We start from the raw sequence: 21627 nt of genomic DNA, 5'->3' as shown, positions 1-21627 counted from the left end.
GAGCTCCGGGTGCGGGTGGGGGTCATCCCCGATGCGGGCCGCGGCGGGCCGTGGTGCCCTCGAAGTATGAGCACTTCCCCCTCGCCCGTGCCCGCCTCCGGACCGGCCCCCGCCGGTCTGCTGGACCGCACGTTCGGCCATCCCCGCGGTCTGCTCGGCCGCCTCGGTGGCCTGGTCATGGCACACGGCAACGCACAGACCGAGCACCGGGTGGCCGCACTCGCGAAGATCGAACCGGACGAGTCCGTACTGGTCGTCGGGCCCGGCCCCGGCGTCGGCCTGGACGACGTGGCGAAGCTCGCCCGTCGCGCGGTCGGCGTCGATCCGTCGCCGGGCATGCTGGCGCTGTGCCACCAGCGCTGCGGCGACCGCGCCGAACTGCGCCAGGGCACGGCCGCGGACACCGGCGAGCCCGACGGATCGCTCGACGTGGCACTGAGCGTGAACAACGTCCAGCTGTGGCCCGATCGCGCGGCGGGCTTCGCCGAGCTGTACCGCGTCCTGCGTCCTGGCGGCAGACTGCTGATCTCCGCCCACGAGAAGTGGCTGCCCGTGTCGCGGCACGTCCTCGCCCGCGAAGCCGAGTCCGCCGGGTTCACCGACCTCCAGACCTGGACATGGGAGCCGCCGGGCTTCACCGCGCTCGCCGCGCAGCTGCGCGCCGTCAAGCCCGCGCGCTAGCTCCGGGGATCGGTGCGCAGCGGATGCCCGGCGGGCACCTCGACCAGGACGATGCGAGTACCGTCGGGATCGGCGATCCACGCCTCGTCGAGCCCCCACGGTTCCCGGCGAGCCTCCCGCACCGGCGTCACCCCTCGGCCGGCGAGGTCGGCGAGCGTGGCGGGCAGATCACGGACCTGGATCCACAGCGCGACGTCCGGGCTCGGCCCGGCACTCGCGCTGCCGACGATCTCCAGCGACCCGTGGCCGAGGAAGAACACCGTGCCGCCGGGGAACTCCTTGTCGATCGCCAGCCCGAGGGTGTCGCGATAGAACGCGGTGGACGCCTCGATGTCGCGCGGATGGATGAGAACCCTGCTGCTCAGCACTTCCATGGGCTCAATCCCTACCGGGAAGATCAGGCCACCGCAATCGCGGCGATACCCGACAACACGACCACGGAACCGACCAGCCTGCGCACCGCGTTCGCCTCGCCGAGGACGAGCCAGGCGGCCAGCCCGCCGAGCACGATGCTCAGCTCGCGCGCGGGGGCGACCAGGCTGACCGGGGCGATCCGCAGCGCGTAGAGCACCAGGAGATACGCGACCGGGGACAGCAGCCCGACCAGCAGCGCCTCGCGCTTGTGCTCGCGCCAGAGCTTGCCGATCATCGGCCGGTCGACGAGCGCGTAGGGCATCAGCAGCAGGCACTCCATGACCGAGCCGACCGCGAAGTAGACGATCGGCGGGACGGCGAGACCGGTCACCGCGTGCGCGTCCCACAGCGTGTAGCCCGCGATGAACGCGCCGGTGAGCAGGCCGTAGCCGATCCCTGCCCGGCGGGCCCGCGGATCGGTCTCCCCGTCCCGGCGCCCGGTGCTGATCACCAGCACGCCGACGATCACCAGGAAGGCGCCGGCCAGCCCGAGCCAGCCGGGGTGCTCACCGAACAGCACGACCGCCGCGATGACCGAGAGCAGCGGGCCGGTACCCCGCGCGAGCGGGTAGACCACCGAAAGATCGCCGACGACGTAACCCCGTTGCAGCACCACGCCGTATCCGACGTGCAGCAGCGCGGTCACCGCCGCGGCCAGCAGCCAAGTCCACTGTGGACGTTCGTTTTCCACGGCGAGGACGACGATCGTGACCGGGAGGAGCGCGACGGCCGAAACGGTGTAGTAGAGGAACACGAAGCGGGCACCGCCGTAGCCGACCCGCTTGGCGGCGAGGTTCCACACGGCGTGCACGACGGCGGCGACGAGGACGAGGGACAGAGCGGTGGCGTTCATCGGACCCTTTCGAGGTTTTCGCGCACGCGAAAACCCCAGGTCCTCCAGGCTTTTGTCCCGTCAGATGAACGGCGGGCTCCTGAGCCGCCGATGGTGCCGCTCGGACCTGCCCCACCGGCCCTTGTTGTCTCTCCCGCAGGTGCGGGCCGCTGGCGGAACCCTAGGCACTGACTCCACCCACCGTAGTACGCGTAAGCGATCACGTCGAGGCCCTCGCGAGGCCGCCGGAGCAGGCTGTTAGGCTTTCCGTTCGTTGTCGTGCGGCATTCCGTCAGGGAGGAAACCCGGGCGCCCGTGAGGGTGGCCGGGGCCACAGCGACGCGGCAGCGAACTCACCGAGTACACGACAGGAGCGCCACCATGGCCAACATCAAGTCGCAGATCAAGCGCATCACCACCAACGAGAAGGCGCGTCAGCGCAACCAGGCGATCCGGTCCTCGGTGAAGACCGCGATCCGCAAGTTCCGCGAGGCCGCCGAGTCCGGGGACAAGGCCAAGGCCGTCGAGCTGCAGCGCGAGGCCGCCAAGAAGCTGGACAAGGCGGTCACCAAGGGCGTCATCCACGCCAACCAGGCCGCGAACAAGAAGTCCGCGATGGCCAAGCGCGCGAACAGCATCTGAGCCGTTCTCCGAAAGGCCCCGGCGACCTCGGTCGCCGGGGCCTTCCGCGTGTCCTTCTCCTCAGCGGCCGGCCTCAGTGGTCGCCCTTGGCGGCGACGACCTCGTTCACAGCTCGCTCCAGTGCATAGTCCGGGCTCGCCGCGGCACCCTTGACCTCGGAGTTGAGCCGAGCGACGACCCGCATCGCGGCGGCGAGACCGTCCTGGTTCCAGCCGCGTGACTGGCCCTGCGCCTTGCGCACCTTCCACGGCGGCATGCCGAGTTCCCCTGCCATCTGGTTCGGGTTGCCCCGTCCGGCCGCGGAGACCCTGGCGATGGTGCGGACGGCATCGGCGAGCGCGTCGGCGACGAGCACGTGCGGCACCCCCAGCTGCATCGCCCAGCGCAACTGCTCCAGCGCGGCCGCCCTGTCCCCCGCCACGGCCTTCTCCGCGACCGCGAAGCCCGTCACGTCCGCGCGGCCCCGGTGGTACCGGCGCACGGCCTGCTCGTCGACGACGCCGCCGGAGTCCGCGACGAGCTGCGTCGCCGCCGACGACAGCTCCCGCAGGTCCGAGCCCACGGCGTCGATCAGCGCGAGCACCCCGGCGCCGTCGATCTTGCCGCCCGCCCGGCGGACCTCGTTGCGGACGAACGACTCCCGGTCGGCGGCCTTCGTCAGCTTGGGACACTCGGTGATCTGGGCCCCGGCCTTGCGCAGCGCGGCGGGCAGCGCCTTCGCCGCCTTGCTCCTGCCGCCCCCGGTGTGCACGACGACCAGCACGATCCCGTCGGCGGGCGCCTTGAGGTAGGACAGCACGGCGTCGGACAGCTCCTGCGAGATGTCCTGCGCCGCCTCGAGGACGATCACCCGGCCCTCGCTGAACAGCGAGGGGCTCACCAGTTCGGCGAGTTCGGGCGTTGTGAGTTCGGACACCCGCATCCTGGTCATGTCCGCGGTCGGATCGGCCGCCTTGGCGGCGTCCAGGGCGGCGCGGACAGCCCGTTCGATGAGCAGTTCTTCCTCACCGAGTACGAGATGCAGCGGTGCGGTGGCGGTGGCTTGCGCGGTCACCCCCCGATCCTCTCACCCGCCCGGCGACACGCCCGCTCCGGTGACACCGGCGCGCCCACCGTGGCACGAGCCGATCAGGATGCCGTACGGTGTGTTCCGAGGCAGCGCCCAGCGGCGCGCCGACAACCGAATACCGCTCATCCAGAGGGGCAGAGGGAACGGCCCGACGAAGCCCCGGCAACCGGCGTCAAAGCCTGTCATCCCGCGATCGCGGGATAGCTGACGAACACGGTGCCAATTCCGGCCCGCCTCGGCGGGACAGATGAGGAAAGGAACCTCGCGATGACCGCAACCCTCGGCACGACCTCCACCACCAAGACCCCGGACCTGGGCCCGGCCGTCGAACTGGTGTCGAAGGAAGAGGGTCACCGGCAGCCGCTCGCTCCCGAATTCGTCTCCGCCGAAGACTTCTCGCCGCTCGAGGTCGCCTACGACTTCGGCCGGGTCCGGCGCGAGGACATCGAAGCCGGCCCGAAGAACATCTGGCGCTACAAGAAACTCCTTCCGGTTCCCTCCAACGTCGAGGAGATCCCCAACACCGAGCCAGGCTGCACCCGGCTGGTCCGGGCCGACCGGCTGGCGAAAGCGCTGGGGGTCAAGCGGATCTGGGTCAAGGACGACACCGGCAACCCGACGCACTCCTTCAAGGACCGGGTCGTCGCCGTCGCGCTGGCGGCCGCCCGCGAGTTCGGGTTCGAGGTGCTGTGCTGTCCCTCGACCGGCAACCTCGCCAACGCCGTCGCCGCCGCGGCCGCCCGGGCGGGCTGGCAGTCGGTCGTGCTGATCCCGAAGACGCTGGAACGCGCCAAGATCCTCACGACCGCGGTGTACGACGGCGCGCTGATCGCCGTCGACGGCAACTACGACGACGTCAACCGCCTCGCCACCGAACTCGCCGCCGAGCACGAGAGCTGGGCGTTCGTGAACGTCAACGTCCGCCCGTACTACTCGGAGGGCTCGAAGACGCTGGCCTTCGAGGTCGCCGAGCAGCTCGGCTGGCGGCTGCCCGAGCAGATCGTCGTGCCGATCGCCTCCGGCTCCCAGCTGACCAAAGTGGACAAGGGCTTCCGCGAGCTCGGCCAGCTCGGACTGGTGGAAGCCAGCCCGTACAAGGTGTTCGGCGCCCAGGCCACCGGCTGCTCGCCCGTGTCGGCCGCGTTCCGCGCCGGGCACGACGTCGTCCAGCCGGTCAAGCCGGACACCATCGCGCGCTCGCTGGCGATCGGCAACCCGGCCGACGGCCCGTACGTGCTCGACGTCGTCAACCGCACCAACGGCGCGATCGAGGACGTGAGCGACGAAGAGGTCGTCGAGGGCATCCGGCTGCTGGCCCGTACCGAAGGCATCTTCACCGAGACGGCGGGCGGGGTCACCGTCGCCACGGCGAAGAAGCTCATCGAGACCGGCAAGCTCGACCCGGACGCCGAGACCGTCCTGCTGATCACCGGCGACGGCCTCAAGACGCTCGACGCCGTCGAGGACCACGTCGGCCCCAAGGCGACCGTCGCACCGTCGGCCGCCGCCGTGCGCGAGGCCCTCGGCTACTGACGCCGGTTCACCGCCGGGGCGGGCCACGCGGCTCGCCCCGGCGGGAGACCGCCGGACCGCCACCGTCCGGGAGCACCGCGGTGTCCCCGTCGAGGTCGGTGCGGGTCACCAACGCCCCCAACGCGATCAGAGCGTCCACAGTGGACTTGCTGGGATGGCCGTAGCGGTTTCCCGCGCCCACACTGGCCATCGCGACGCGGGGCGCGACGGCCGTGAGGAAGTCCGGCAGCGAATACCGTGACCCGTGGTGCGGGACCTTCAAGACCTCGGACCGCAGATCCGCTCCCCCTGCCAGCAAATCGGCCTGCGCCGCCAGTTCCACGTCACCGGTCAGGAGCACGCGCCCGGCAGGCGTTCCCGCGCGCAGCACGACCGAACTGTTGTTGACCATCGTCCCGTCCTGCTCGGTGGCCGAGCGCGCCGGAACGTATCGCGGCCCGAGCACGTCGAGGGACAGCCCCGGCCACTCCAGCCGCTGCCCGACGCTCAGTTCGAGGAGGGGCACGCCATGGCGTCCGGCTTCCTCCGCGACCTGCCGCCAGGCCCAGCCCGGCGCCCTGCCCGGCCCGACCGCCACCGCGCCCACCGTTCTGCCCTCGAACACCGACACCAGCCCGCCCAGATGATCGGCGTGGAGGTGACTCAGCACGATCAGTGGCACGCGGTCGATGTCGAGCCGTCGCAGGCATTCGTCGACCGGGCCGGGTTCGGGCCCGGTGTCGACGACCACCGCCCGGCCGCGCTCGGCCGTCGCCAGCACCAGCGCGTCACCCTGGCCCACATCGCATTCGACCATCGCCCACGAGTCCGGTGGCCAGGCCGGGGCGAACACCCGGACCGGAACGAACACCAGCAGCACCACGGCGAGCAGCACCGTCACCAGTACCCGGATCCGGCGCAGCCGCAACGCCACCACCAGGACGGCGAGCAGCGCCGCCGCGAGCAGACCGCCCCACCAGCCGCCGGGCCAGTCCAAGACCGCGCCGGGTGCCCGCGCGCCGTGCCGCGCCACGAGAATCAGCCACCGCGCCTCCGGATCGGCCAGGTGGACCAGCACGTTCCCGGCGCCGGGCCACCACGGCCCCACGACGGTGGCCAGTACCCCGAACACGGTGGCCGGTGCCACCACCGGCGCCGCGAGCACGTTGGTCAGCACCGACACCACACTCACCGAACCCGCCATGCCCGCCAGCACCGGCGCGGTGACCACGAACGCCGCGAGCGGGATGGCCAGCCCCTCGGCGTAGCCCGCCGGAACGCCCCGGCGCACCATCGCGTCCGCCCACCGCGGCGCCAGCAGAACCAGCCCGGCCGTGGCCAGCACCGAGAGCGCGAAGCCGAAGTCGACGGCCATCGCCGGATCCCAGATCACCAGCGCGCAGACCGAAAAGGCCAGCGCGGGCAAGGCCGAGCCCTGTCTGCCCAGCGCCAGTGCCAGCAGGCCGACCGCGCCCATGACCCCGGCCCGGAGCACGCTCGGCTCCGGCCCCGCGAGCACGAGGAATCCGACCAGGCACAGCCCGGCCGCGATCGCCGAGGCACGTGGCCCGATCCGCAGCACGCGCAGCAGGAGCAGCACCGCGCCGCAGACGATCGCGAGGTTCCCACCGCTGACGGCCGTGAGGTGGGACATCCCCGAGGAGACGAACTCGTGCTCGACTCGGGGCGGCAACGCGCTCGTGTCCCCGACGACCAGACCGGGCAGGAGACCGGCGGGTTCTTCCGGGAGACTCGCGCACAGCCGGTGCAGACCGGCGCGCAAGGACTCGGCCGCCCGCTGCCACCACGGCGCGGTACCGACATCGCTGGGCGGACCACGCACCGACAGCACCGCAACAATCAGTTCCGCGCCACGCGCGGGCCCGAGTTGCCCGGAGACCGTCACGGCCTGACCGGGCAACAGGCCCGACCATGGCGTGATCGGGGCGAGCAGCAAGACACGGCCGGTGCTCTCGGCGCGCCGCCCCGCGACCTCCGCGGCGGTCACCTCGGCGGGGAGCACGACCGACCGGGCACCGGCCTGACGATCGGCATACCCGGCCGAGCGGACCGGTTTCGGCCGTTCGGTGACCACCACCCGCAGCACGGCCGGAGCCCCATGGACGGCGGCCGCGCGCAACGGATCCTGTTCCGCGTCGCGGACACGCATCGCAGTGGGACCCGCGAGCGCCAACCCGAGCAGTAGCAACGCACCCGCCGCCGCTCGCCAGGACGGGCGGCGCCAGAACACCACCGCGCCGGCGATCGCGGTGACCGCTCCCCCTGCCACGGCCACCCACCACGTGCCGAGCAGCGCCGCCAGCGTCACGCCCCACACCGCCAGCGCGGCCGGGACGAGCCGGGGATCCTGCGCACGCCACCATGGCGGCGGCCGCCGCGTCTCCGGTGTGCCAAGCCCCGCGCTCATCCGACGCTCACCTGCTCCCGGATTTTCGAGAACTTCGCTTCGCCAATGCCTTCGACGTCGCGAAGTTGCTCGACGCTGGCGAACCCGCCGTGCCGGGTACGCCATTCGACGATCCGGCGGGCCATCACGGCGCCGACACCCGGCAGGGTGTCGAGCTGATCGGCCGTGGCCGCGTTGAGATCGACCTTGCCCGGTGGCGCGCCCGCTCCGCCGGGCCCGGCCGCCGCCGGCGCCGGGACACCGACCGCGAGCTGTTCTCCGTCGGTCAGCCGCCGGGCCAGGTTCAGCGCGCTCGGATCGGTGCCGGGTTCCGGGCCACCGGCGGCACGGAGCGCGTCCGCGACGCGTGCGCCCGCGGGCAGGGTGATCAGCCCCGGCGACCGAACCCGGCCGATCACGCTGATCACGAGACCGGTCTTCGGCTGCTGGGGCTGCTCGGCGACCGGTTTCGCGCTCGGCAGCCCCGGCGGGCTCTCCGCGGCAGGCCTGCCGCCGAAGAGCGCCACCGCGCCGACCACCAGCAAGACGACACCGAGGAGGACAGCGCCGAGCACGAGCCGGCGTTTGCCCGCCGAGCCACCCGCCAGCCCCGCGGGCAGCCAGCGCCGGACCAGCCGCCCACCGGCGCCCATCGCAGGGGCGTCCGGGGACAGCTGATCGGCCAGCCACGCGAGCCTGGCGTTGACGGAGGAGCCCGGGTCCCGGGCGGCGGGGTCGAACACACGATCGACGTTAGGACAGCCGGAAGCCGTCCGGCAGGGGAAATCGGCGCGGCTGTGGACAAGTGGGGTCTTGTGGACAGATCGCCCGGGCACGGCCGGATTCGACCGGTTTCCGTCGTACCCGGATGCGATGCTGGCGGGTTACCCATCTGCTCGGGCTCGGTGCGGCGGTGTCCGTCGCGGAGGAGCGCGCTGGGAGGCGTCTACGGTGGGCTGCACCGGGATCCGCGGTGCTCGTGATGGGTCGCGGGGCTGGTTGCGACAAGGGCGTCCCTCGGTGCATTGAGTGCGACAAGCGCGTCCCTCGGTGCGGCGGCCGGGGCAGCGAAACCCCGCATCCGGCGGATCAAGGCCCCGTGCACTGAAGGGCGCTTTCAGTGCACTGGACGCGGTGAAGGACGCCTTCAGTGCGCCCCCGACGCCGGTGTCTACTGTGGACAGTCAGGAGGCGGTTCAGCCGATCGCGCGCTGGACGACGACGCCGAGCACACCGGGGCCGGTGTGCGCGCCGATCACCGCGCCGATCTCCGAAACAACACAGCCGGACGAGCCGGGCACGGCCTCCTCCAGCCGGTTGGCCAGTTCGACCGCGCGCTCCGGCGAGGCGAGGTGGTGCACCGCGAGTTCGACCTCGCCCTGCCCAGCAGCCGACACCGCGAGTTCGACCAGCCGCGCCACCGCGCGGTTCATCGTGCGGACCTTCTCCAGTGGCCGGATCCGGCCGTCGTCCATGTGCAGCACGGGTTTCACCGCGAGCGCCGTGCCCAGCAGCGCGGCCGCTGGGCCGATCCGCCCACCCCGGCGCAGGTAGTCCAGCGTCTCCACCACGAACAGCGTCTCGGAACGTTCGGCGGTCGCCACCGCGGCGGCCTCCACTTCGGCCGGGGACGCTCCGGCCGCGGCGGCACCGGCGGCGTGCAGGGCCGCGAAACCCAGGCCCATGGCGGTGGTCCGCGAGTCGACCACGCGCACCCGATCGGGCCCGACCTCCTGCGCCGCCAGCACCGCCGCCTCCCAGGTGCCGGACAGCTCGCGGGACAGGTGCACCGACACGACGGCGTCGGCACCCGCGTCCAGCGCGGCGCGGAACTCGGCGACGAATTCGGCGGGCGTCGGCCGCGAAGTGGTGACGATCTTCCGCTGTCCCAACGCTTCGGCGAGCGCGGCGGGGCCCATCTCGGTGCCGTCGAGGGACACCGCACCGTCCACCAGGACGTGCAGGGGCACCACCCGCACCGCGCTGCGCTCGGCGAACCCCTCTGGCAGGTGGGCGGTGGAATCCGTGACTACCGCGACCGACACGCGCGTCAGCCTACGTGGCCGGGTGTGAGGGACGGCGTCATCAGCTTCGCCATCGCGTCGCCGACCGCGGCGTGCCCCGCCCAGCCCCAGTGCATCCCGTCCGGGTTCCCGTGCCCGCCGCGGACATGCTCGCCGACGACGGCGGGGAGGTCCAGCATGGGCACGTCCGCCCGCGCGCCCCACTCCGCCAGCGCGGTGGTCGCGCCCGGATGCGCGGTGTGCACGCCGCCGTACGCGGCGGCGCGGTGAACCGACGGCAGCATCCCGAAGATCGGCAGCTCCGGCCGGAGAATGCGCAACGCCCCGACGGCCGTGTCGAGGTAGTGCACAGTGAGCTTCGCGGGCAGCACGACGGGACGGCCGCGCAACGCGATCGCGAGCCGTGGCTGAGCCGCGAGGTACGCCTTGCGGACGAGCCTGCGGACCGGATCCGGCCGCAGATACCGCAGTCCGGTGCGCAGATACGTCGGCAGCGGCGAGGGCAGGGTGTCCATACTGCCGACGGCGAGGACAACGGCGTCGACGTGGTGCAGATCGGCCCAGACCCGCGGATCGCCGATGAGCGACCACCAGGCGTCCCGCGCCGTCCAGCCGAAACCGGCGACGAGATCGGCGCTCCCGCCGAGCGCCTCGGCCGCGATGTTCGGCCACAGCCGGGGTTCGTCGGCGGCACACGGCCCCTCGGGTCCGTGAAAGCTCAGCGAATCGCCGAACACCAGCAGGCGTGGCCCCATCGTCAGCCGGTGATACCCGCGTTGTACGCGTACAGCCGCCACTTCCCGTCCCGCTGGACGAGTTCGACCCAGTGGCAGTTCACGATCCCGCCCAGCGACGGCCACACCTCGACGGGCAGGCCCAGCAGCTTCGCGGTCAGCGCGATGATCAGCCCGCCGTGCGTCGCCAGCAGGACCGTGTCGCCTGCCCCGGAGTTCGGCAGGCTCAGGTCGGCGACGACCTCGATCGCGCGCTCGGCGACGTCCACCCGGGACTCACCGCCGGGCGGGGCCCAGGTGGCATCGGCACGCCAGCGGTCGCGCTCGCCGGGATAGGCCGCGTCGACCTCCTCGCCGGTGAGGCCCTGCCACTCGCCCAGATGCGTTTCCCGCAGCCGCTTGTCGATGCGCAGCTGGACGCCGAGCGCCTCGGTCAGCACGGTGGCCGTGTCGGTGGCGCGGCGCAGGTCGGAGGCGATGACGAGTTCCGGCGAGAACCGCGCCAGCCCCGGCACCGCGAAACGCGCCTGGTTCCAGCCGACCGGGGTCAGCGCCGAGTCGAGATGCCCCTGCATCCGTCCGGCGGCGTTGTAGTCGGTCTCCCCGTGCCGCCACAGCACCAGCCGCCGGGGGTTCACTGAGCCTCGTCCACGTCTTCCGCCTCGCCGGGCTCGGCCAGGCCCTCGACCTCGATGCGCGGGCAGTCCTTCCACAGCCGTTCGAGGCCGAAGAAGACCCGCGCCTCCTGGTGCTGGACGTGCACCACGACGTCGACGTAGTCGAGCAGCACCCAGCGGCCCTCACGGGCGCCCTCACGGCGGACCGGTTTGTGCCCGGCCATCCGCAGCTTCTCCTCGACGTTGTCGACGATCGCGCCGACCTGCCGTTCGTTGGGGGCCGAGGCGATGACGAAGGCGTCGGTGATCACCAGCTGTTCGGACACATCCAGCACGACGATGTCGCTGGCCTTCTTGTCCGCCGCGGCGTGCGCGGCCGCTACGGCCAGCTCCCGTGCCTGGGACGTGGCTGTCACAGTGCTCCTTTGTCGTTGGGGATGCGCCCGAAGAGCGTACCCGGCGGCACCGACATGCCGTGCATCACGCACCTTCGTCCTTGCGATACAGGTCCTTCTTGGCGATGTAGCGGACGACGCCGTCGGGCACGAGGTACCAGACCGGCTCGCCCCGCTCGACGCGTTCGCGGCAGGCCGTCGAGGAGATCGCCATCGCGGTCACCTCGACGAGGCTCACCTTGCCGCTGGGCAGGTGATGCGAGTTGAGCCGGTAGCCGGGCCGGGTCACGCCGATGAAGTGCGCGTAGGTGAACAGCTCGTCGGCGCGGTGCCAGGTCAGGATCTGTTCGAGCGCGTCCGCGCCGGTGATGAAGAACAGCTGGTCGTCGGGATACTCGGCGTGCAGATCGCGCAGGGTGTCGACCGTGAACGTCTGGCCGCCGCGGTCGATGTCCACCCTGCTCACCGAGAAGACCGGGTTGGACGCCGTCGCGATGACGGTCATCAGGTACCGGTCCTCGGCCTTGGTGACCACCCTGTCGGCCTTCTGCCACGGCTGACCGGTGGGCACGAAGATGACCTCGTCCAGCGCGAACCGCGACTGGACCTCGCTGGCCGCGACGAGGTGGCCGTGATGCACGGGGTCGAACGTGCCGCCCATGACCCCGATCCGCCGTGGTGACATGACTGGTGAGCCTATACACCGCGGACCGGGGCCGCGTGCCTCACCGGCCCGGCGCACCCCCGCCGGCGGCGACCTCCGCCAGCGCCGTCCCGAGCAGGTCCCGGAACCGCCGCGCGGCGACGTGGTCCAACGTCAGATACGACTCGAGCGCGGAGCCGATCGTGAAGGTCAGGTCTTCCTCCGATTCGATCCGGCACGTCATGGCGGTGTCGCCGTCGATGATCATCGACACGGACACCCTTTCTCGCTGTTCCGGGAACACGGCCATCATCTCTCCCTCGCCTGGGGTTTGGTGATGCCCATGTAAACATGTCAGTGACAGTTTTACACTGCCACTTTAGAGTGAAGTTGTGACTCTGACCACTTTGAGCTGCCATACTGACCGTAGATCCCAGCCGACTGACACGAAAGAGCGACCCCACTGATGCCACCCGGCAAGAACACCTCGACCAGCAAGAAACGCCAGGTCGGCGCGGCCGAGCGCGCCTTCCGCGAGCGCGCGGGGCTCACCGTCGAAGCCGCCGCCGAAGTCCTCGACGTCGCCGTCCGCACGATGCACCGGATCGAAAAGGGCGAAACCCGCATCGACAAGGCGAAGATCCTGCTGCTCGCGAGCGCGTACCACTGCTCGCCGGAGGAGACCGACGCCTGGCTTCAGCTCTCACGCGAGATCCGGCAGACGAGGAGTGAGTATCCGGGGTTCGTGCCGCTCAAGACCCGTACTTTCAAGGAGCTGAGTAAGGACGCGGATGAGATCCTGATCGTCGCGACACTGCTGATTCCCGGCCTGTTCCAGACCGAGGACTACATGCGCGCGCTGTTCGCCGAGAGCGGTTTCATCGATCCCGAGCGAAGGGAGGAATTGATCGACGTTCGGAAGGCCACGCAGGACGTGCTCGCAGCGGATCCACCACCGACCGTCCGCGTGATCATCCACGAAGCGGCGCTACGCCTCGCGGTCGGCGGCCCAACGGTGATGCGCGACCAGCTCCGCCATCTTCGGGCGCAGGCAGACAAGCGGCATATCGAAATCCAGGTTCAGCCCAACGAAGGCGGCGCTCATCCCGGCATGGGCAGAGACTTCACGCTGATCGGCTTCGACGATGAGCCGAACAGCGACATGGTCGCCGTCGAAGGTGTCGAGGAGACGTTTTACCGGGATCGCCCCGCCACGACGAAGCCGTATAGGCTGGTGTTCGACCACAAACGGGTGTCGGCACTGCCGTTCGAGGCATCGAAGACCCTCATCGACGACGCGGCGGGCACCTTCGGTCGACTCATCGACTGACTGGAAGTGACGACCGTGGCACACACCGGCAAGCGCGTACCGACCCGGCTCACCTGGCGCAAGTCCAGCTACAGCGGACAGAACAGCGACGGCAGTAGCGAATGTGTCGAACTGGCGGAGCTGCCTGACGGTGGACGTGCCATCCGCGACTCGAAACTCGGCGACGCCAGCGGCGTCCTCCACACCGGCCCCGCCACCTGGACCGCGCTCCGCGACCACCTCAGCTAGGGCTCCGCGGCTCTCGCCTCACCTGGTTTCATCGGCCTTGATCGTCGCGAACGCTCCGTTCGCGACGATCAACGTCCCGAACGGAGCGTTCGCGACAACGGGGCGTGGCGCCCAGCGTTCAAGCGGGCCCTCGGGCAAGTTCCGGAGAGCGTCCGGTAAACCGGCTAGCCCGCTCGGGATTCCCCGCGCACACCAGCCCTTCCAGCAGCTCGACGGCGCGGCGGGCGGCGGGGTGCCGCGCGATCGACTTCTTCACCGCGAGACTCAGATGCCGGACCGGGGTGGGGGCCGTCAGCGTGACGGTGGTCAGGCCCTCCGGCAGTTCGCCGATGCCGAGCGCCGGCACCACGGTCAGCCCGATTCCCGTTGCCACGAAGGACATCGCGGTCCGGTAGTCGTGTGTCTCCACCACGAAACCCGGGGAGAACCCGGCCTGCGCGCAGGCGTTGAGGAGCACCTGGCGGCACGGCCCTTCGCGCAGATCGTTGTCCACCCAATGCCGCTCGGCCAGGTCCGCCAGTCGCACCTCCGGCACGCTGGCGAGCGGGTCGTCGACGCGGACGACGGCGAGATAGGGGTCCTCGGCGAGTCTGCGCACCTCGATGGTTGCCGGACGTTCGGCACCGGTCTCCTCGACGAAGATGTCGACGTCCGGGTCGCCCGGTGTGAACTCGGTCAGCAGCAGGTCCAGCCGGAGGTCCGGGAACTCGGCACGCAGCGCGGCGACGGTCGGCGCCAGCCATGTCGCACCGGCCGAGCCGAAGTAGCCGATCGCAAGGCTGCCGACCCGTCCGGCGCGCAGATCGCCGACCACCCGCTCGACCCGGCTGAACGACTCGAACAACGTGTCTGCCTCGGCGGCCAGGGTCCGGCCCGCCGCGGTGGGCTCGATGCCGCGACCGGACCGTTCGAACAGCCGCAGGCCGGTTTCCCGTTGCAGCGCGGCGAGTTGCTGGCTCACCGCCGACGGTGTGTAGCCGAGTGCGGAGGCGCTCGCGCGGATCGAACCCGTCGCGACGACCGCCCGCAGGACGCGGAGCCGTGGGATGTCCAGCATGCCGCGACTGTACAGCGCTACTTAACAGAGGTACAGAACTCGTCGCTTGTGCTGTACAGAAGACGCGGGCGACGATGCCTGGGTGACCGATCTACTCGATACCGCCCGGCCCACCGGCACCAGCAAAACCGACATCGGCAAGATCGCGGCCGCAGCCGGGCTCGCGGTGGTGCTGTGGGGTTCGTCGTTCGTCGCCATCCGCGGCATCGGGCACGCATTGTCCCCCGCGCCGCTGGCGCTGTTGCGGCTCGGCGTCGCGGCCGTCACGCTCACCGTGATCGTGGTGGCGAAGCGGGCGGTCCGGATCCGCTTGTCCCGCAAGGCTTTCCTGCTGATCGCGGCGTACGCAGTGCTGTGGCTCGCCGGTTACACGGTCGCCCTCAACGCGGGAGAACGACACGTCGACGCCGGGACCGCGGCGTTGCTGGTCAACCTCGCGCCGCTGCTGGTCGCCATCGCTGCCGGGAAGCTTCTCGGCGAAGGCTTCTCGCGCTCTCTCATTGTCGGCTCGCTCGTCGCGCTGGGCGGAGCCGCGATCATCGCGACCGGGGCCACCACCCAGCGCGATGCGTCGGGCGTGCTGCTGTGCCTGCTGGCCGCCGCGCTCTACGCCGCGGGCGTCATGATCCAGAAGGTGGCGTTGCGCCACGTCGACGGGCTGACCGCGATCTGGCTCGGCTGCGTCGTCGCCACCGTGGTCCTGCTGCCTTGGACACCCCAGCTGATCGACGAGCTGCGGGTGGCTTCCACACCGGCGGTGCTCGGCGCCGGCTACCTGGGCGTGTTCCCCACGGCGGTCGGGTTCACCGCGTGGGCTTACGCGCTGCGCCGCATGGACGCCGGTCGGCTGTCCGCGGTGACCTACGCCGTCCCGGCCGCATCGGTGCTGTTGTCGTGGCTGCTGCTCTCCGAGATCCCCACGGCATTCGGGCTCATCGGCGGCGTGCTGTGCCTGGCCGGTGTCGCCATCTCCCGCAGGCGATAGCGCGCGTCACGGCAGGAGGTTCAGCAGGAGGGCGAGCGTACCGAGCGTCTGGAGGAGGAAAGTCGTGCCCGCGTGCATCCCGATCGACACCCGCAGATCCTTCTTCCGCCAGACGAACCACGGCCCCGGGAAGAAAAACACAACCCTGGACAGGAAAACCCAGGGAGACCACAGGTGGTACAGCGAGAACAGCACCGTGCTGAGTACCGGCGCCCACCGCCCCAACCGGGACAGGCGGCTCATCAGGAAGCCCCGGAAATAGAGCTCCTCGATGACCGGGAAGGCCAGCCCGGTCAGCGGAATGCACACCGCCAGCGCGACCACCATGACCGAGTGCGGGTATCCGGCGAGGCCGTCGGTGAGGCCGCCGCCCGCACCCTCGAACGGGAGCCACCGGAACAACAGGTCGTAGAAGAAGCTGTCCATGGGCATCAACGCGAACGACACCACCAGGAACCACACGATCAAGGGAATGACGAGGGCAACGAGTTTCCCGCGCGAGAGCGGCTTGTCCAGGTAGTGCACCACCCCGCGCAGCGAGAAACGGCCGTTTCGCCGGCGCCCCAGCCACAGCAGCAGGCCGAGTTCGAACGGCGCCAGGGCCAGGAGCATGGCGATCGCCCAGCCCAGGAACGGCGGATAGCCGATGGACTTGGTCAGCGGCCGGGCGATGAGCAGATAGACGGCGACGATCAGGACGCCGGGGAGAAGGTGCAGCGTGATCGACAGCGGCAGCGAATGGCGATCGGCCAGCAACCGCTCGACGATTCGGCGCGGCCGGGCCCCTTGTGCGGTGGACTTGGTCTCCATGCCGGGAACGTTCGTCCGGTCCGCCGACATGACGCTGACACGGGACTGACGCGGCGCGCGGAGAGCCTGACAGCGCGGCCGCCGAAAGCACGCGGTGCGCGGATAGCCCGCCGCTCCCCGGCCGGGCCACCCGCGCACCGCGTTCCGGCGGCCTGGGGGAAACCGCCGGAGATCGGTTCCTCCCCCCGAGGGGAACCGGTCTGCCAGGGAGACTCGGCACCGTGACCCCCATTACGCCCGTTTGAATGTGATCTGCGTCACATATCTACCCGTTCGCGGCACGAGCGGTCCAGTCGCGACACCGCCGATTACAGGTCCGTCGGTGGCATGGGGTAGACGTGGGGACGTGGACACGACCTCACCTCTCCGCGACCGAGCCGAGACCCTCCTGCGGGCACTGGCCGGTGAGCGAGCGACCCTGCGCGAGGACCAGTGGACGGCGATCGAAGCACTGGTCGCCGAGCACAGGCGCGCGCTCGTCGTGCAGCGCACCGGCTGGGGCAAGTCGGCGGTCTACTTCCTCGCGACAGCGTTGCTGCGGGAACGCGGCAGCGGGCCGACGGTGATCATCTCGCCGCTGCTCGCGCTGATGCGCAACCAGATCGCCGCGGCGGCGCGGGCCGGGATCCACGCGGCGACGATGAACTCGGCGAACCCGCAGGAGTGGGACCAGGTCCAGGCGGCCGTGGCGGCGGGCGAGGTGGACGTCCTGCTGGTGAGCCCGGAACGGCTGAACAACCCCGACTTCCGCGACACCGTGCTGCCCAAGCTGACCGCGAGCGCCGGGCTGCTCGTGGTCGACGAGGCCCACTGCATCTCCGACTGGGGGCACGACTTCCGCCCCGACTACCGCAGGCTGCGCACGCTGCTCGCCGAGCTGCCCGACGGCGTCCCGGTGCTGGCCACCACCGCGACCGCGAACGACCGGGTGGCCACCGATGTGGCCGATCAGCTGGGCATCGGCACCGGCGGGGACACCGTGGTGCTGCGCGGCAGCCTCGACCGGGAAAGCCTGCGGCTGTCGGTCTGCCGGCTGCCGACCCCGCAGGCACGGCTGGCCTGGCTCGCCGAGCATCTGGAAAAGCTGCCAGGCTCGGGAATCATCTACACGCTCACCGTCGCGGCCGCCCACGATGTGGCCTCGCTGCTGGCCGAGCGGGGCTACCGCGTCGCGGCCTACACCGGGAAGACCGATCCGGCCGACCGCCAGGCCGCCGAGGACGATCTGCTGGAGAACCGAGTGAAGGCGCTGGTGGCGACGTCCGCGCTCGGGATGGGGTTCGACAAGCCGGATCTCGGTTTCGTGGTGCATCTCGGCGCGCCATCCTCCCCCATCGCCTACTACCAGCAGGTCGGGCGTGCCGGTCGCGGTGTGGAGCGCGCGGAGGTGATCCTGTTGCCCGGCGAGGAGGACAGGGCGATCTGGGCGTACTTCGGTTCGCTGGCCTTCCCGGACGAGCTGCGGGTGACCCAGGTGCTCAACTCGCTCGCCTACGCCGACCGTCCACTTTCGACAGCCGCGCTGGAGCCGACCGTCGAGCTGTCCCGGACGCGGCTGGAGATGGTGCTGAAGGTCCTCGACGTCGACGGCGCGGTCCGGCGGGTCAAGGGCGGATGGGAGAGCACCGGGCAGGACTGGCACTACGACCGCGAGCGGTATGCGCGGGTAGCCACGGCCCGTACCGCCGAGCAGGAGGCGATGCTCGGCTATCTCGGCACGACGGAGTGCCGGATGGAGTACCTCCGTCGTCAGCTCGACGACCCCGAGGCGGCGCCGTGCGGGCGCTGCGACAACTGCACCGGCGAGCACTGGGACACGACGGTGTCGGAGGACAGCGTGGTCGCCACCCGCGAACGGCTGGAGCGGCCGGGAGTCGAAGTGGCGCAACGCAAGCAGTGGCCCAGCGGGATGTCCGCGCTGGACGTCCCGCTGTCGGGGCGGATCGCGGCCGCCGAGCAGGCCGAGCCGGGTCAGGTGCTCGGCAGGCTCACCGACGTCGGCTGGGGCACCCGGCTGCGGGAGCTCGTCGGAACGACGGCGAAGGACGGCGAGGTCCCGGACGGCGTGTTCCAGGCCTGCGTCAAGGTGCTGGCCGCGTGGCAGTGGGCGGAGCGGCCGGTCGCGGTGGTCGAGATCCCCTCGGCGACCCGGCCCCGGCTCACGCACAGCCTGGCCACCCGGCTGGCTTCGATCGGGCGGCTCGAATACCTGGGCGCACTGGAGTCGGCGGGTCCGCCGCCGCGGCAGGCCAACAGCGCTCAGCGGCTGGCCGATCTGTGGCGGCGGCTGAGCCTGGCCGGGGAAGTCGCCGAGCGGATTTCCGGTGTGGCGGGGCCGATTCTGCTGATCGACGACGTGATCGACACCGGCTGGACGATGACGCTGGCGTCCCGGCTGTTGCGCCAGGCGGGCGCACCCGCTGTCCTGCCCTTCGCGCTCGCCAGCACGGCGTGACGACCGGACAACCCGACGACGAAAGGAGTACACCGGCCCGCAATTCGCTGACACGATGAGTTCATGGACTTCGCCGAAGTGCTCAAGGCACGCCACATGGTGCGCACCTACCGGCCGGACCCCGTCGACGACGAGGTGCTGAGGCGGATCGTCAAGGTGATCCACCGGGCGCCGAGCGCCGGATTCAGCCAGGGACACCGGCTGCTCGTGATCACCGACGCCGGGCTGCAGGACCGGATCGCCGACCTCTACGACCCGAAGTACGGCCGCGTGGGCTTTCCCGAATGGGTACGCCAGGCACCGGTGCTCATCGCCCTGTGCGTGCGGGAGGAGTCCTACCACGAGCGATACCGGAAGCCCGACAAGATCAACGAGGACGGCACCGAGATCGGCTGGCCGGTGCCGTACTGGTGGTTCGACAGCGGCAGCCTGCTCGTACTGCTGCAACTCGCCGCCGCGAACGAGGGCCTGGCCACCGGGTTCTTCGGCCCGCACGAAGAAGGGCTGCGCGAGTTGCTGGAGCTGCCGGACGACTGGGGGCTCGCCGGTGTCGTGACGTTGGGGTACGCGCCGGAGGAGGACGGCGTGCGGCGCGAGTTGTTCCGGCAGCAGCGCCTGCAGTTGGACGAACTGGTCGAGTGGCGCCGCTAGGACCGCACGCAAGGAAAACTTCCGAACCGGCTGGCGATCCGGCAGAGGGCAGTCCGAACGTCAGGTGAAGGCATGCCACTGTCCACTTTGTACTCCCCGAGACGCGCGGCAGCGAGCTGCGCTAAATCCTTCGTCACCGCGCGTTCCCTCCCGCTACCCTGCGAATTCCGCGACGAGGACGAAGGAGGGACACCATGCAGACAGCCGAGGTGAGCGAGGAACTGGCACGACGCGTGGTGGACGCCGTCGCCCGTGCACTGGACATCACGCTGACTCCCGACGAGGCGCTGATCCAGGTGTCCACGCGTGAAGGCGTGGACTACCAAGCCAATCTCGCGATGAGCCTCGGCAAACGGGCCGGCCGCGCGCCGCGGGAAGTGGCGGCCCTCATCGCCGAGCACGTCGACCTCGGCGGGATCGCGGAGCCACCGGAGATCGCGGGCCCCGGGTTCCTGAACTTCGTCCTGCGCCGCGAGTGGCTGGAACAGCGCGTCGCGGCGATCGCCGTCGATCCCCGGCTCGGGGTCGCGAAGACAACGGCCCCGCGGCGGATCGCGCTCGACTACAGCAGCCCGAACGTCGCGAAGGAAATGCACGTCGGGCATCTGCGGTCGACGGTGATCGGCGACGCGCTCGCCCGGCTGCTGCGGTTCGCCGGGCACGAGGTGCTGCCGCACAACCATCTCGGTGACTGGGGCACCCCGTTCGGCATGCTGATCGAGCAGCTGCTCGACGAGCGGCACGAGGGCGGCCGGATCGAGGATCTCGACGCGTTCTACCGGGCCGCGCGGCGGAAATTCGACACCGACGAGGCCTTCGCGACCAGGGCACGCGAACGCGTCGTGCTGCTGCAGGGCGGCGACGCCGAGACACTGGCGACCTGGCAGCGACTCGTCGACGAGTCGACACGGCACTTCAACGAGGTCTACGCCCTGCTCGGCGTCACCCTGACCGACGCCGACCTCTACGGCGAAAGTTTCTACAACCCGTACCTCGCCAAGGTCGTCGCGGATCTGGAGGCCACCGGGCTGACCGAGGTCAGCGACGGCGCGGTGTGCGTGTTCCCCGACGGATTCCGCAACCGGGAAGGCGATCGGCTCCCGCTGATTGTCCGGAAACGGGACGGCGGCTACGGCTATGCCGCGACCGACCTCGCGACGCTGCGGTACTGGACGGCCGAGCGCGGCGCCACCGACCTGCTCTACGTCGTGGGTGCACCGCAGGCGCAGCACTTCGCGATGGTCTTCGCGGTCTGCCGCGACGCGAAGTGGCTCACGACGCAGCACGCCGAGCACATCGGGTTCGGCTCGGTGCTCGGCGCGGACGGGAAGACGATGCGGACCCGGGCGGGCGACACCGTGAAGCTGGCCGATCTGCTCGCCGAAGCCGTCGGCCAGGCCGAGTCCGTCGTGGCGGAGCGCAGCGAACTGCCCGCCGATGCCCAGCGGGAGGTGGCCCGTGCCGTCGGCATCGGCGCGATCAAGTACGCGGACCTGTCCGGCGACCGCGAGCGCGACTACGTCTTCGCCTGGGATCGGATGCTCGCGCGTGAGGGCAACACGTCGGTCTACCTCCAGTATGCGAACGCCCGGATCCGCTCGCTGCTGGCCCGCGCGGGCGAACCCGAACCGGACTCGCCGGTGCTGCTCGACGACCCCGCCGAGCGGACACTGGCGCTGAGCCTGCTCCGCTTCGGCGAGGCCGTGCACAGCGCGACGTCGTCTTACTCGCCGCACAAGTTGTGCACGTATCTGTACGAAACCGCGGTGGTGTTTTCCCGGTTCTACGAGCGCTGCCCGGTGCTCACGGCGCCGACGGACGAACTGCGCGCGTCACGGCTGCGGCTGGCGACGCTGGCCTCGCGCACGCTGGTGCTCGGCCTGTCACTGCTCGGCATCGACACGCCCGGCCGGCTCTAGCTCCAGTACAGGTAGCCGCCCTGGTCACCGGTCTGCGGGTTCTGGTTGACGTCGTCGCGGCGGGCCTGGCCGAGGCCGTTCCCCCTGGCGAGCGGACGCCCCCTCCGGTTGCGGTCCTTGAAGTCCACGACCACGGCGATCGCGAGCAGACCGACGATGATGACGCCCAGGATCACGAATACTTCCAGCATGATGCCCCCTCACGCTTCGGCGGTTCTCCAG

Annotated in this window: 23 protein-coding genes and 1 riboswitch; of the genes, 9 read left to right on the top strand and 14 right to left on the bottom strand. The window is 70.7% G+C overall.

The window, feature by feature from the left end:
- The first annotated feature begins 66 nt into the window (after positions 1 to 66).
- On the top strand, positions 67 to 681 hold the full coding sequence (locus ACFW0G_RS19265; protein WP_378326682.1) for a class I SAM-dependent methyltransferase: 615 nt from the start codon (positions 67 to 69) through the stop codon (positions 679 to 681).
- Here the strand turns inward: ACFW0G_RS19265 and ACFW0G_RS19260 are convergent.
- A complete protein-coding gene (locus ACFW0G_RS19260) occupies positions 678 to 1055 on the bottom strand; it encodes a VOC family protein (protein WP_378326681.1) in 378 nt (125 codons plus the stop codon). The genes ACFW0G_RS19265 and ACFW0G_RS19260 overlap by 4 nt on opposite strands.
- Before the next feature lie 23 nt (positions 1056 to 1078).
- Positions 1079 to 1948, bottom strand: coding sequence for a DMT family transporter (locus ACFW0G_RS19255; RefSeq protein ID WP_378326680.1), 870 nt, complete (start codon positions 1946 to 1948; stop codon positions 1079 to 1081).
- Positions 1949 to 2308: 360 nt separating this feature from the next.
- On the opposite strand from ACFW0G_RS19255, the gene rpsT reads away from it, so the two are divergent.
- Complete coding sequence (gene rpsT / locus ACFW0G_RS19250; protein WP_378326679.1) at positions 2309 to 2569, top strand: 30S ribosomal protein S20; 261 nt, start codon at positions 2309 to 2311, stop codon at positions 2567 to 2569.
- Between the two features lie 73 nt (positions 2570 to 2642).
- On the opposite strand, the gene holA is transcribed toward rpsT, so the two are convergent.
- Complete coding sequence (gene holA / locus ACFW0G_RS19245; RefSeq protein WP_378326678.1) at positions 2643 to 3623, bottom strand: DNA polymerase III subunit delta; 981 nt, start codon at positions 3621 to 3623, stop codon at positions 2643 to 2645.
- 134 nt (positions 3624 to 3757) lie between these two features.
- A riboswitch (SAM riboswitch) is annotated at positions 3758 to 3892 on the top strand.
- Between the two features lie 13 nt (positions 3893 to 3905).
- Between holA and thrC the strand changes: the two genes are divergently transcribed.
- Positions 3906 to 5171: a threonine synthase gene (gene thrC, locus ACFW0G_RS19240; RefSeq protein ID WP_378326677.1), complete on the top strand. Its 1266-nt coding sequence runs from the start codon at positions 3906 to 3908 to the stop codon at positions 5169 to 5171.
- Between the two features lie 7 nt (positions 5172 to 5178).
- On the opposite strand, the gene ACFW0G_RS19235 is transcribed toward thrC, so the two are convergent.
- The 8 genes from ACFW0G_RS19235 to ACFW0G_RS19200 all read right to left on the bottom strand — a co-directional run bounded on the left by ACFW0G_RS19235 (position 5179) and on the right by ACFW0G_RS19200 (position 12280).
- Positions 5179 to 7578, bottom strand: a complete 2400-nt coding sequence (locus ACFW0G_RS19235) for a ComEC/Rec2 family competence protein (protein WP_378326676.1) — start codon at positions 7576 to 7578, stop codon at positions 5179 to 5181.
- Positions 7575 to 8300: a helix-hairpin-helix domain-containing protein gene (locus tag ACFW0G_RS19230; protein WP_378326675.1), complete on the bottom strand. Its 726-nt coding sequence runs from the start codon at positions 8298 to 8300 to the stop codon at positions 7575 to 7577. The genes ACFW0G_RS19235 and ACFW0G_RS19230 overlap by 4 nt, the downstream gene beginning before the upstream one ends.
- 453 nt (positions 8301 to 8753) lie before the next feature.
- Positions 8754 to 9602, bottom strand: coding sequence for a DegV family protein (locus tag ACFW0G_RS19225; RefSeq protein ID WP_378326674.1), 849 nt, complete (start codon positions 9600 to 9602; stop codon positions 8754 to 8756).
- A 5-nt stretch (positions 9603 to 9607) separates the two neighbouring features.
- A complete protein-coding gene (gene octT / locus ACFW0G_RS19220) occupies positions 9608 to 10336 on the bottom strand; it encodes a diglucosylglycerate octanoyltransferase (RefSeq protein WP_378326774.1) in 729 nt (242 codons plus the stop codon).
- A 2-nt stretch (positions 10337 to 10338) separates the two neighbouring features.
- The gene (locus ACFW0G_RS19215) at positions 10339 to 10953 is read right to left on the bottom strand and encodes a histidine phosphatase family protein (protein ID WP_378326673.1); all 615 of its coding nucleotides are present in this window, start codon (positions 10951 to 10953) and stop codon (positions 10339 to 10341) included.
- Complete coding sequence (rsfS, locus tag ACFW0G_RS19210; RefSeq protein ID WP_378326672.1) at positions 10950 to 11348, bottom strand: ribosome silencing factor; 399 nt, start codon at positions 11346 to 11348, stop codon at positions 10950 to 10952. Before rsfS ends, ACFW0G_RS19215 begins: the two co-directional genes overlap by 4 nt.
- A 64-nt stretch (positions 11349 to 11412) precedes the next feature.
- Positions 11413 to 12012, bottom strand: coding sequence for a nicotinate-nucleotide adenylyltransferase (gene nadD, locus ACFW0G_RS19205; RefSeq protein WP_345406277.1), 600 nt, complete (start codon positions 12010 to 12012; stop codon positions 11413 to 11415).
- A gap of 40 nt (positions 12013 to 12052) precedes the next feature.
- Positions 12053 to 12280, bottom strand: a complete 228-nt coding sequence (locus tag ACFW0G_RS19200) for a hypothetical protein (RefSeq protein ID WP_378326671.1) — start codon at positions 12278 to 12280, stop codon at positions 12053 to 12055.
- A gap of 156 nt (positions 12281 to 12436) precedes the next feature.
- On the opposite strand from ACFW0G_RS19200, the gene ACFW0G_RS19195 reads away from it, so the two are divergent.
- Positions 12437 to 13300 carry a helix-turn-helix domain-containing protein gene (locus ACFW0G_RS19195; protein WP_378326670.1) on the top strand — a complete coding sequence of 288 codons (864 nt, stop codon included), beginning with the start codon at positions 12437 to 12439 and terminating at the stop codon, positions 13298 to 13300.
- A gap of 6 nt (positions 13301 to 13306) precedes the next feature.
- On the top strand, positions 13307 to 13528 hold the full coding sequence (locus ACFW0G_RS19190) for a DUF397 domain-containing protein (protein WP_378326669.1): 222 nt from the start codon (positions 13307 to 13309) through the stop codon (positions 13526 to 13528).
- A gap of 118 nt (positions 13529 to 13646) precedes the next feature.
- On the opposite strand, the gene ACFW0G_RS19185 is transcribed toward ACFW0G_RS19190, so the two are convergent.
- Positions 13647 to 14585, bottom strand: a complete 939-nt coding sequence (locus ACFW0G_RS19185) for a LysR family transcriptional regulator (protein WP_378326668.1) — start codon at positions 14583 to 14585, stop codon at positions 13647 to 13649.
- A gap of 82 nt (positions 14586 to 14667) precedes the next feature.
- Here ACFW0G_RS19185 and ACFW0G_RS19180 point away from each other — a divergent pair, with 82 nt between their 5' ends.
- Positions 14668 to 15570 (top strand): DMT family transporter, encoded by a 903-nt coding sequence (locus ACFW0G_RS19180; protein ID WP_378326667.1) that lies wholly within the window; start codon positions 14668 to 14670, stop codon positions 15568 to 15570.
- Between the two features lie 6 nt (positions 15571 to 15576).
- On the opposite strand, the gene ACFW0G_RS19175 is transcribed toward ACFW0G_RS19180, so the two are convergent.
- Positions 15577 to 16380, bottom strand: a complete 804-nt coding sequence (locus tag ACFW0G_RS19175) for a CPBP family intramembrane glutamic endopeptidase (RefSeq protein ID WP_378326666.1) — start codon at positions 16378 to 16380, stop codon at positions 15577 to 15579.
- Positions 16381 to 16726: 346 nt separating this feature from the next.
- Here ACFW0G_RS19175 and ACFW0G_RS19170 point away from each other — a divergent pair, with 346 nt between their 5' ends.
- The 3 genes from ACFW0G_RS19170 (at position 16727) to argS (ending at position 21405) form a co-directional block, all read left to right on the top strand.
- Entirely contained in the window at positions 16727 to 18835 is a 2109-nt protein-coding gene (locus ACFW0G_RS19170; RefSeq protein ID WP_378326665.1) for a RecQ family ATP-dependent DNA helicase, read from the top strand.
- A gap of 63 nt (positions 18836 to 18898) precedes the next feature.
- Positions 18899 to 19486 (top strand): nitroreductase family protein, encoded by a 588-nt coding sequence (locus ACFW0G_RS19165; RefSeq protein WP_378326664.1) that lies wholly within the window; start codon positions 18899 to 18901, stop codon positions 19484 to 19486.
- 194 nt (positions 19487 to 19680) lie between these two features.
- Positions 19681 to 21405 (top strand): arginine--tRNA ligase, encoded by a 1725-nt coding sequence (gene argS, locus ACFW0G_RS19160; RefSeq protein ID WP_378326663.1) that lies wholly within the window; start codon positions 19681 to 19683, stop codon positions 21403 to 21405.
- Here argS and ACFW0G_RS19155 read toward each other — a convergent pair.
- A complete protein-coding gene (locus ACFW0G_RS19155; RefSeq protein ID WP_378326662.1) occupies positions 21402 to 21596 on the bottom strand; it encodes a hypothetical protein in 195 nt (64 codons plus the stop codon). The two genes, argS and ACFW0G_RS19155, sit on opposite strands and share 4 nt — an antisense overlap.
- Positions 21597 to 21627 lie beyond the last annotated feature (31 nt).

Origin of the sequence: Amycolatopsis sp. NPDC058986, assembly GCF_042741125.1 — a bacterium.
In the GTDB taxonomy this organism is placed as follows: Bacteria; Actinomycetota; Actinomycetes; order Mycobacteriales; family Pseudonocardiaceae; genus Amycolatopsis.
Note: the sequence above shows the minus strand (reverse complement) of the source record. Positions and strands in the feature narration are given on the sequence as shown.

Bases quoted from the DNA above. Each gene is read 5' to 3' on its own strand.
- ACFW0G_RS19265 (WP_378326682.1), top strand. From the start codon at position 67: ATGAGCACTTCCCCCTCGCCCGTGCCCGCCTCCGGACCGGCCCCCGCC.
- ACFW0G_RS19260 (WP_378326681.1), bottom strand. From the start codon at position 1,055: ATGGAAGTGCTGAGCAGCAGGGTTCTCATCCATCCGCGCGACATCGAG.
- ACFW0G_RS19255 (WP_378326680.1), bottom strand. From the start codon at position 1,948: ATGAACGCCACCGCTCTGTCCCTCGTCCTCGTCGCCGCCGTCGTGCAC.
- rpsT (WP_378326679.1), top strand. From the start codon at position 2,309: ATGGCCAACATCAAGTCGCAGATCAAGCGCATCACCACCAACGAGAAG.
- thrC (WP_378326677.1), top strand. From the start codon at position 3,906: ATGACCGCAACCCTCGGCACGACCTCCACCACCAAGACCCCGGACCTG.
- ACFW0G_RS19235 (WP_378326676.1), bottom strand. From the start codon at position 7,578: ATGAGCGCGGGGCTTGGCACACCGGAGACGCGGCGGCCGCCGCCATGG.
- octT (WP_378326774.1), bottom strand. From the start codon at position 10,336: ATGGGGCCACGCCTGCTGGTGTTCGGCGATTCGCTGAGCTTTCACGGA.
- nadD (WP_345406277.1), bottom strand. From the start codon at position 12,012: ATGTCACCACGGCGGATCGGGGTCATGGGCGGCACGTTCGACCCCGTG.
- ACFW0G_RS19200 (WP_378326671.1), bottom strand. From the start codon at position 12,280: ATGGCCGTGTTCCCGGAACAGCGAGAAAGGGTGTCCGTGTCGATGATC.
- ACFW0G_RS19195 (WP_378326670.1), top strand. From the start codon at position 12,437: ATGCCACCCGGCAAGAACACCTCGACCAGCAAGAAACGCCAGGTCGGC.
- ACFW0G_RS19185 (WP_378326668.1), bottom strand. From the start codon at position 14,585: ATGCTGGACATCCCACGGCTCCGCGTCCTGCGGGCGGTCGTCGCGACG.
- ACFW0G_RS19175 (WP_378326666.1), bottom strand. From the start codon at position 16,380: ATGGAGACCAAGTCCACCGCACAAGGGGCCCGGCCGCGCCGAATCGTC.
- ACFW0G_RS19165 (WP_378326664.1), top strand. From the start codon at position 18,899: ATGGACTTCGCCGAAGTGCTCAAGGCACGCCACATGGTGCGCACCTAC.
- argS (WP_378326663.1), top strand. From the start codon at position 19,681: ATGCAGACAGCCGAGGTGAGCGAGGAACTGGCACGACGCGTGGTGGAC.
- ACFW0G_RS19155 (WP_378326662.1), bottom strand. From the start codon at position 21,596: ATGCTGGAAGTATTCGTGATCCTGGGCGTCATCATCGTCGGTCTGCTC.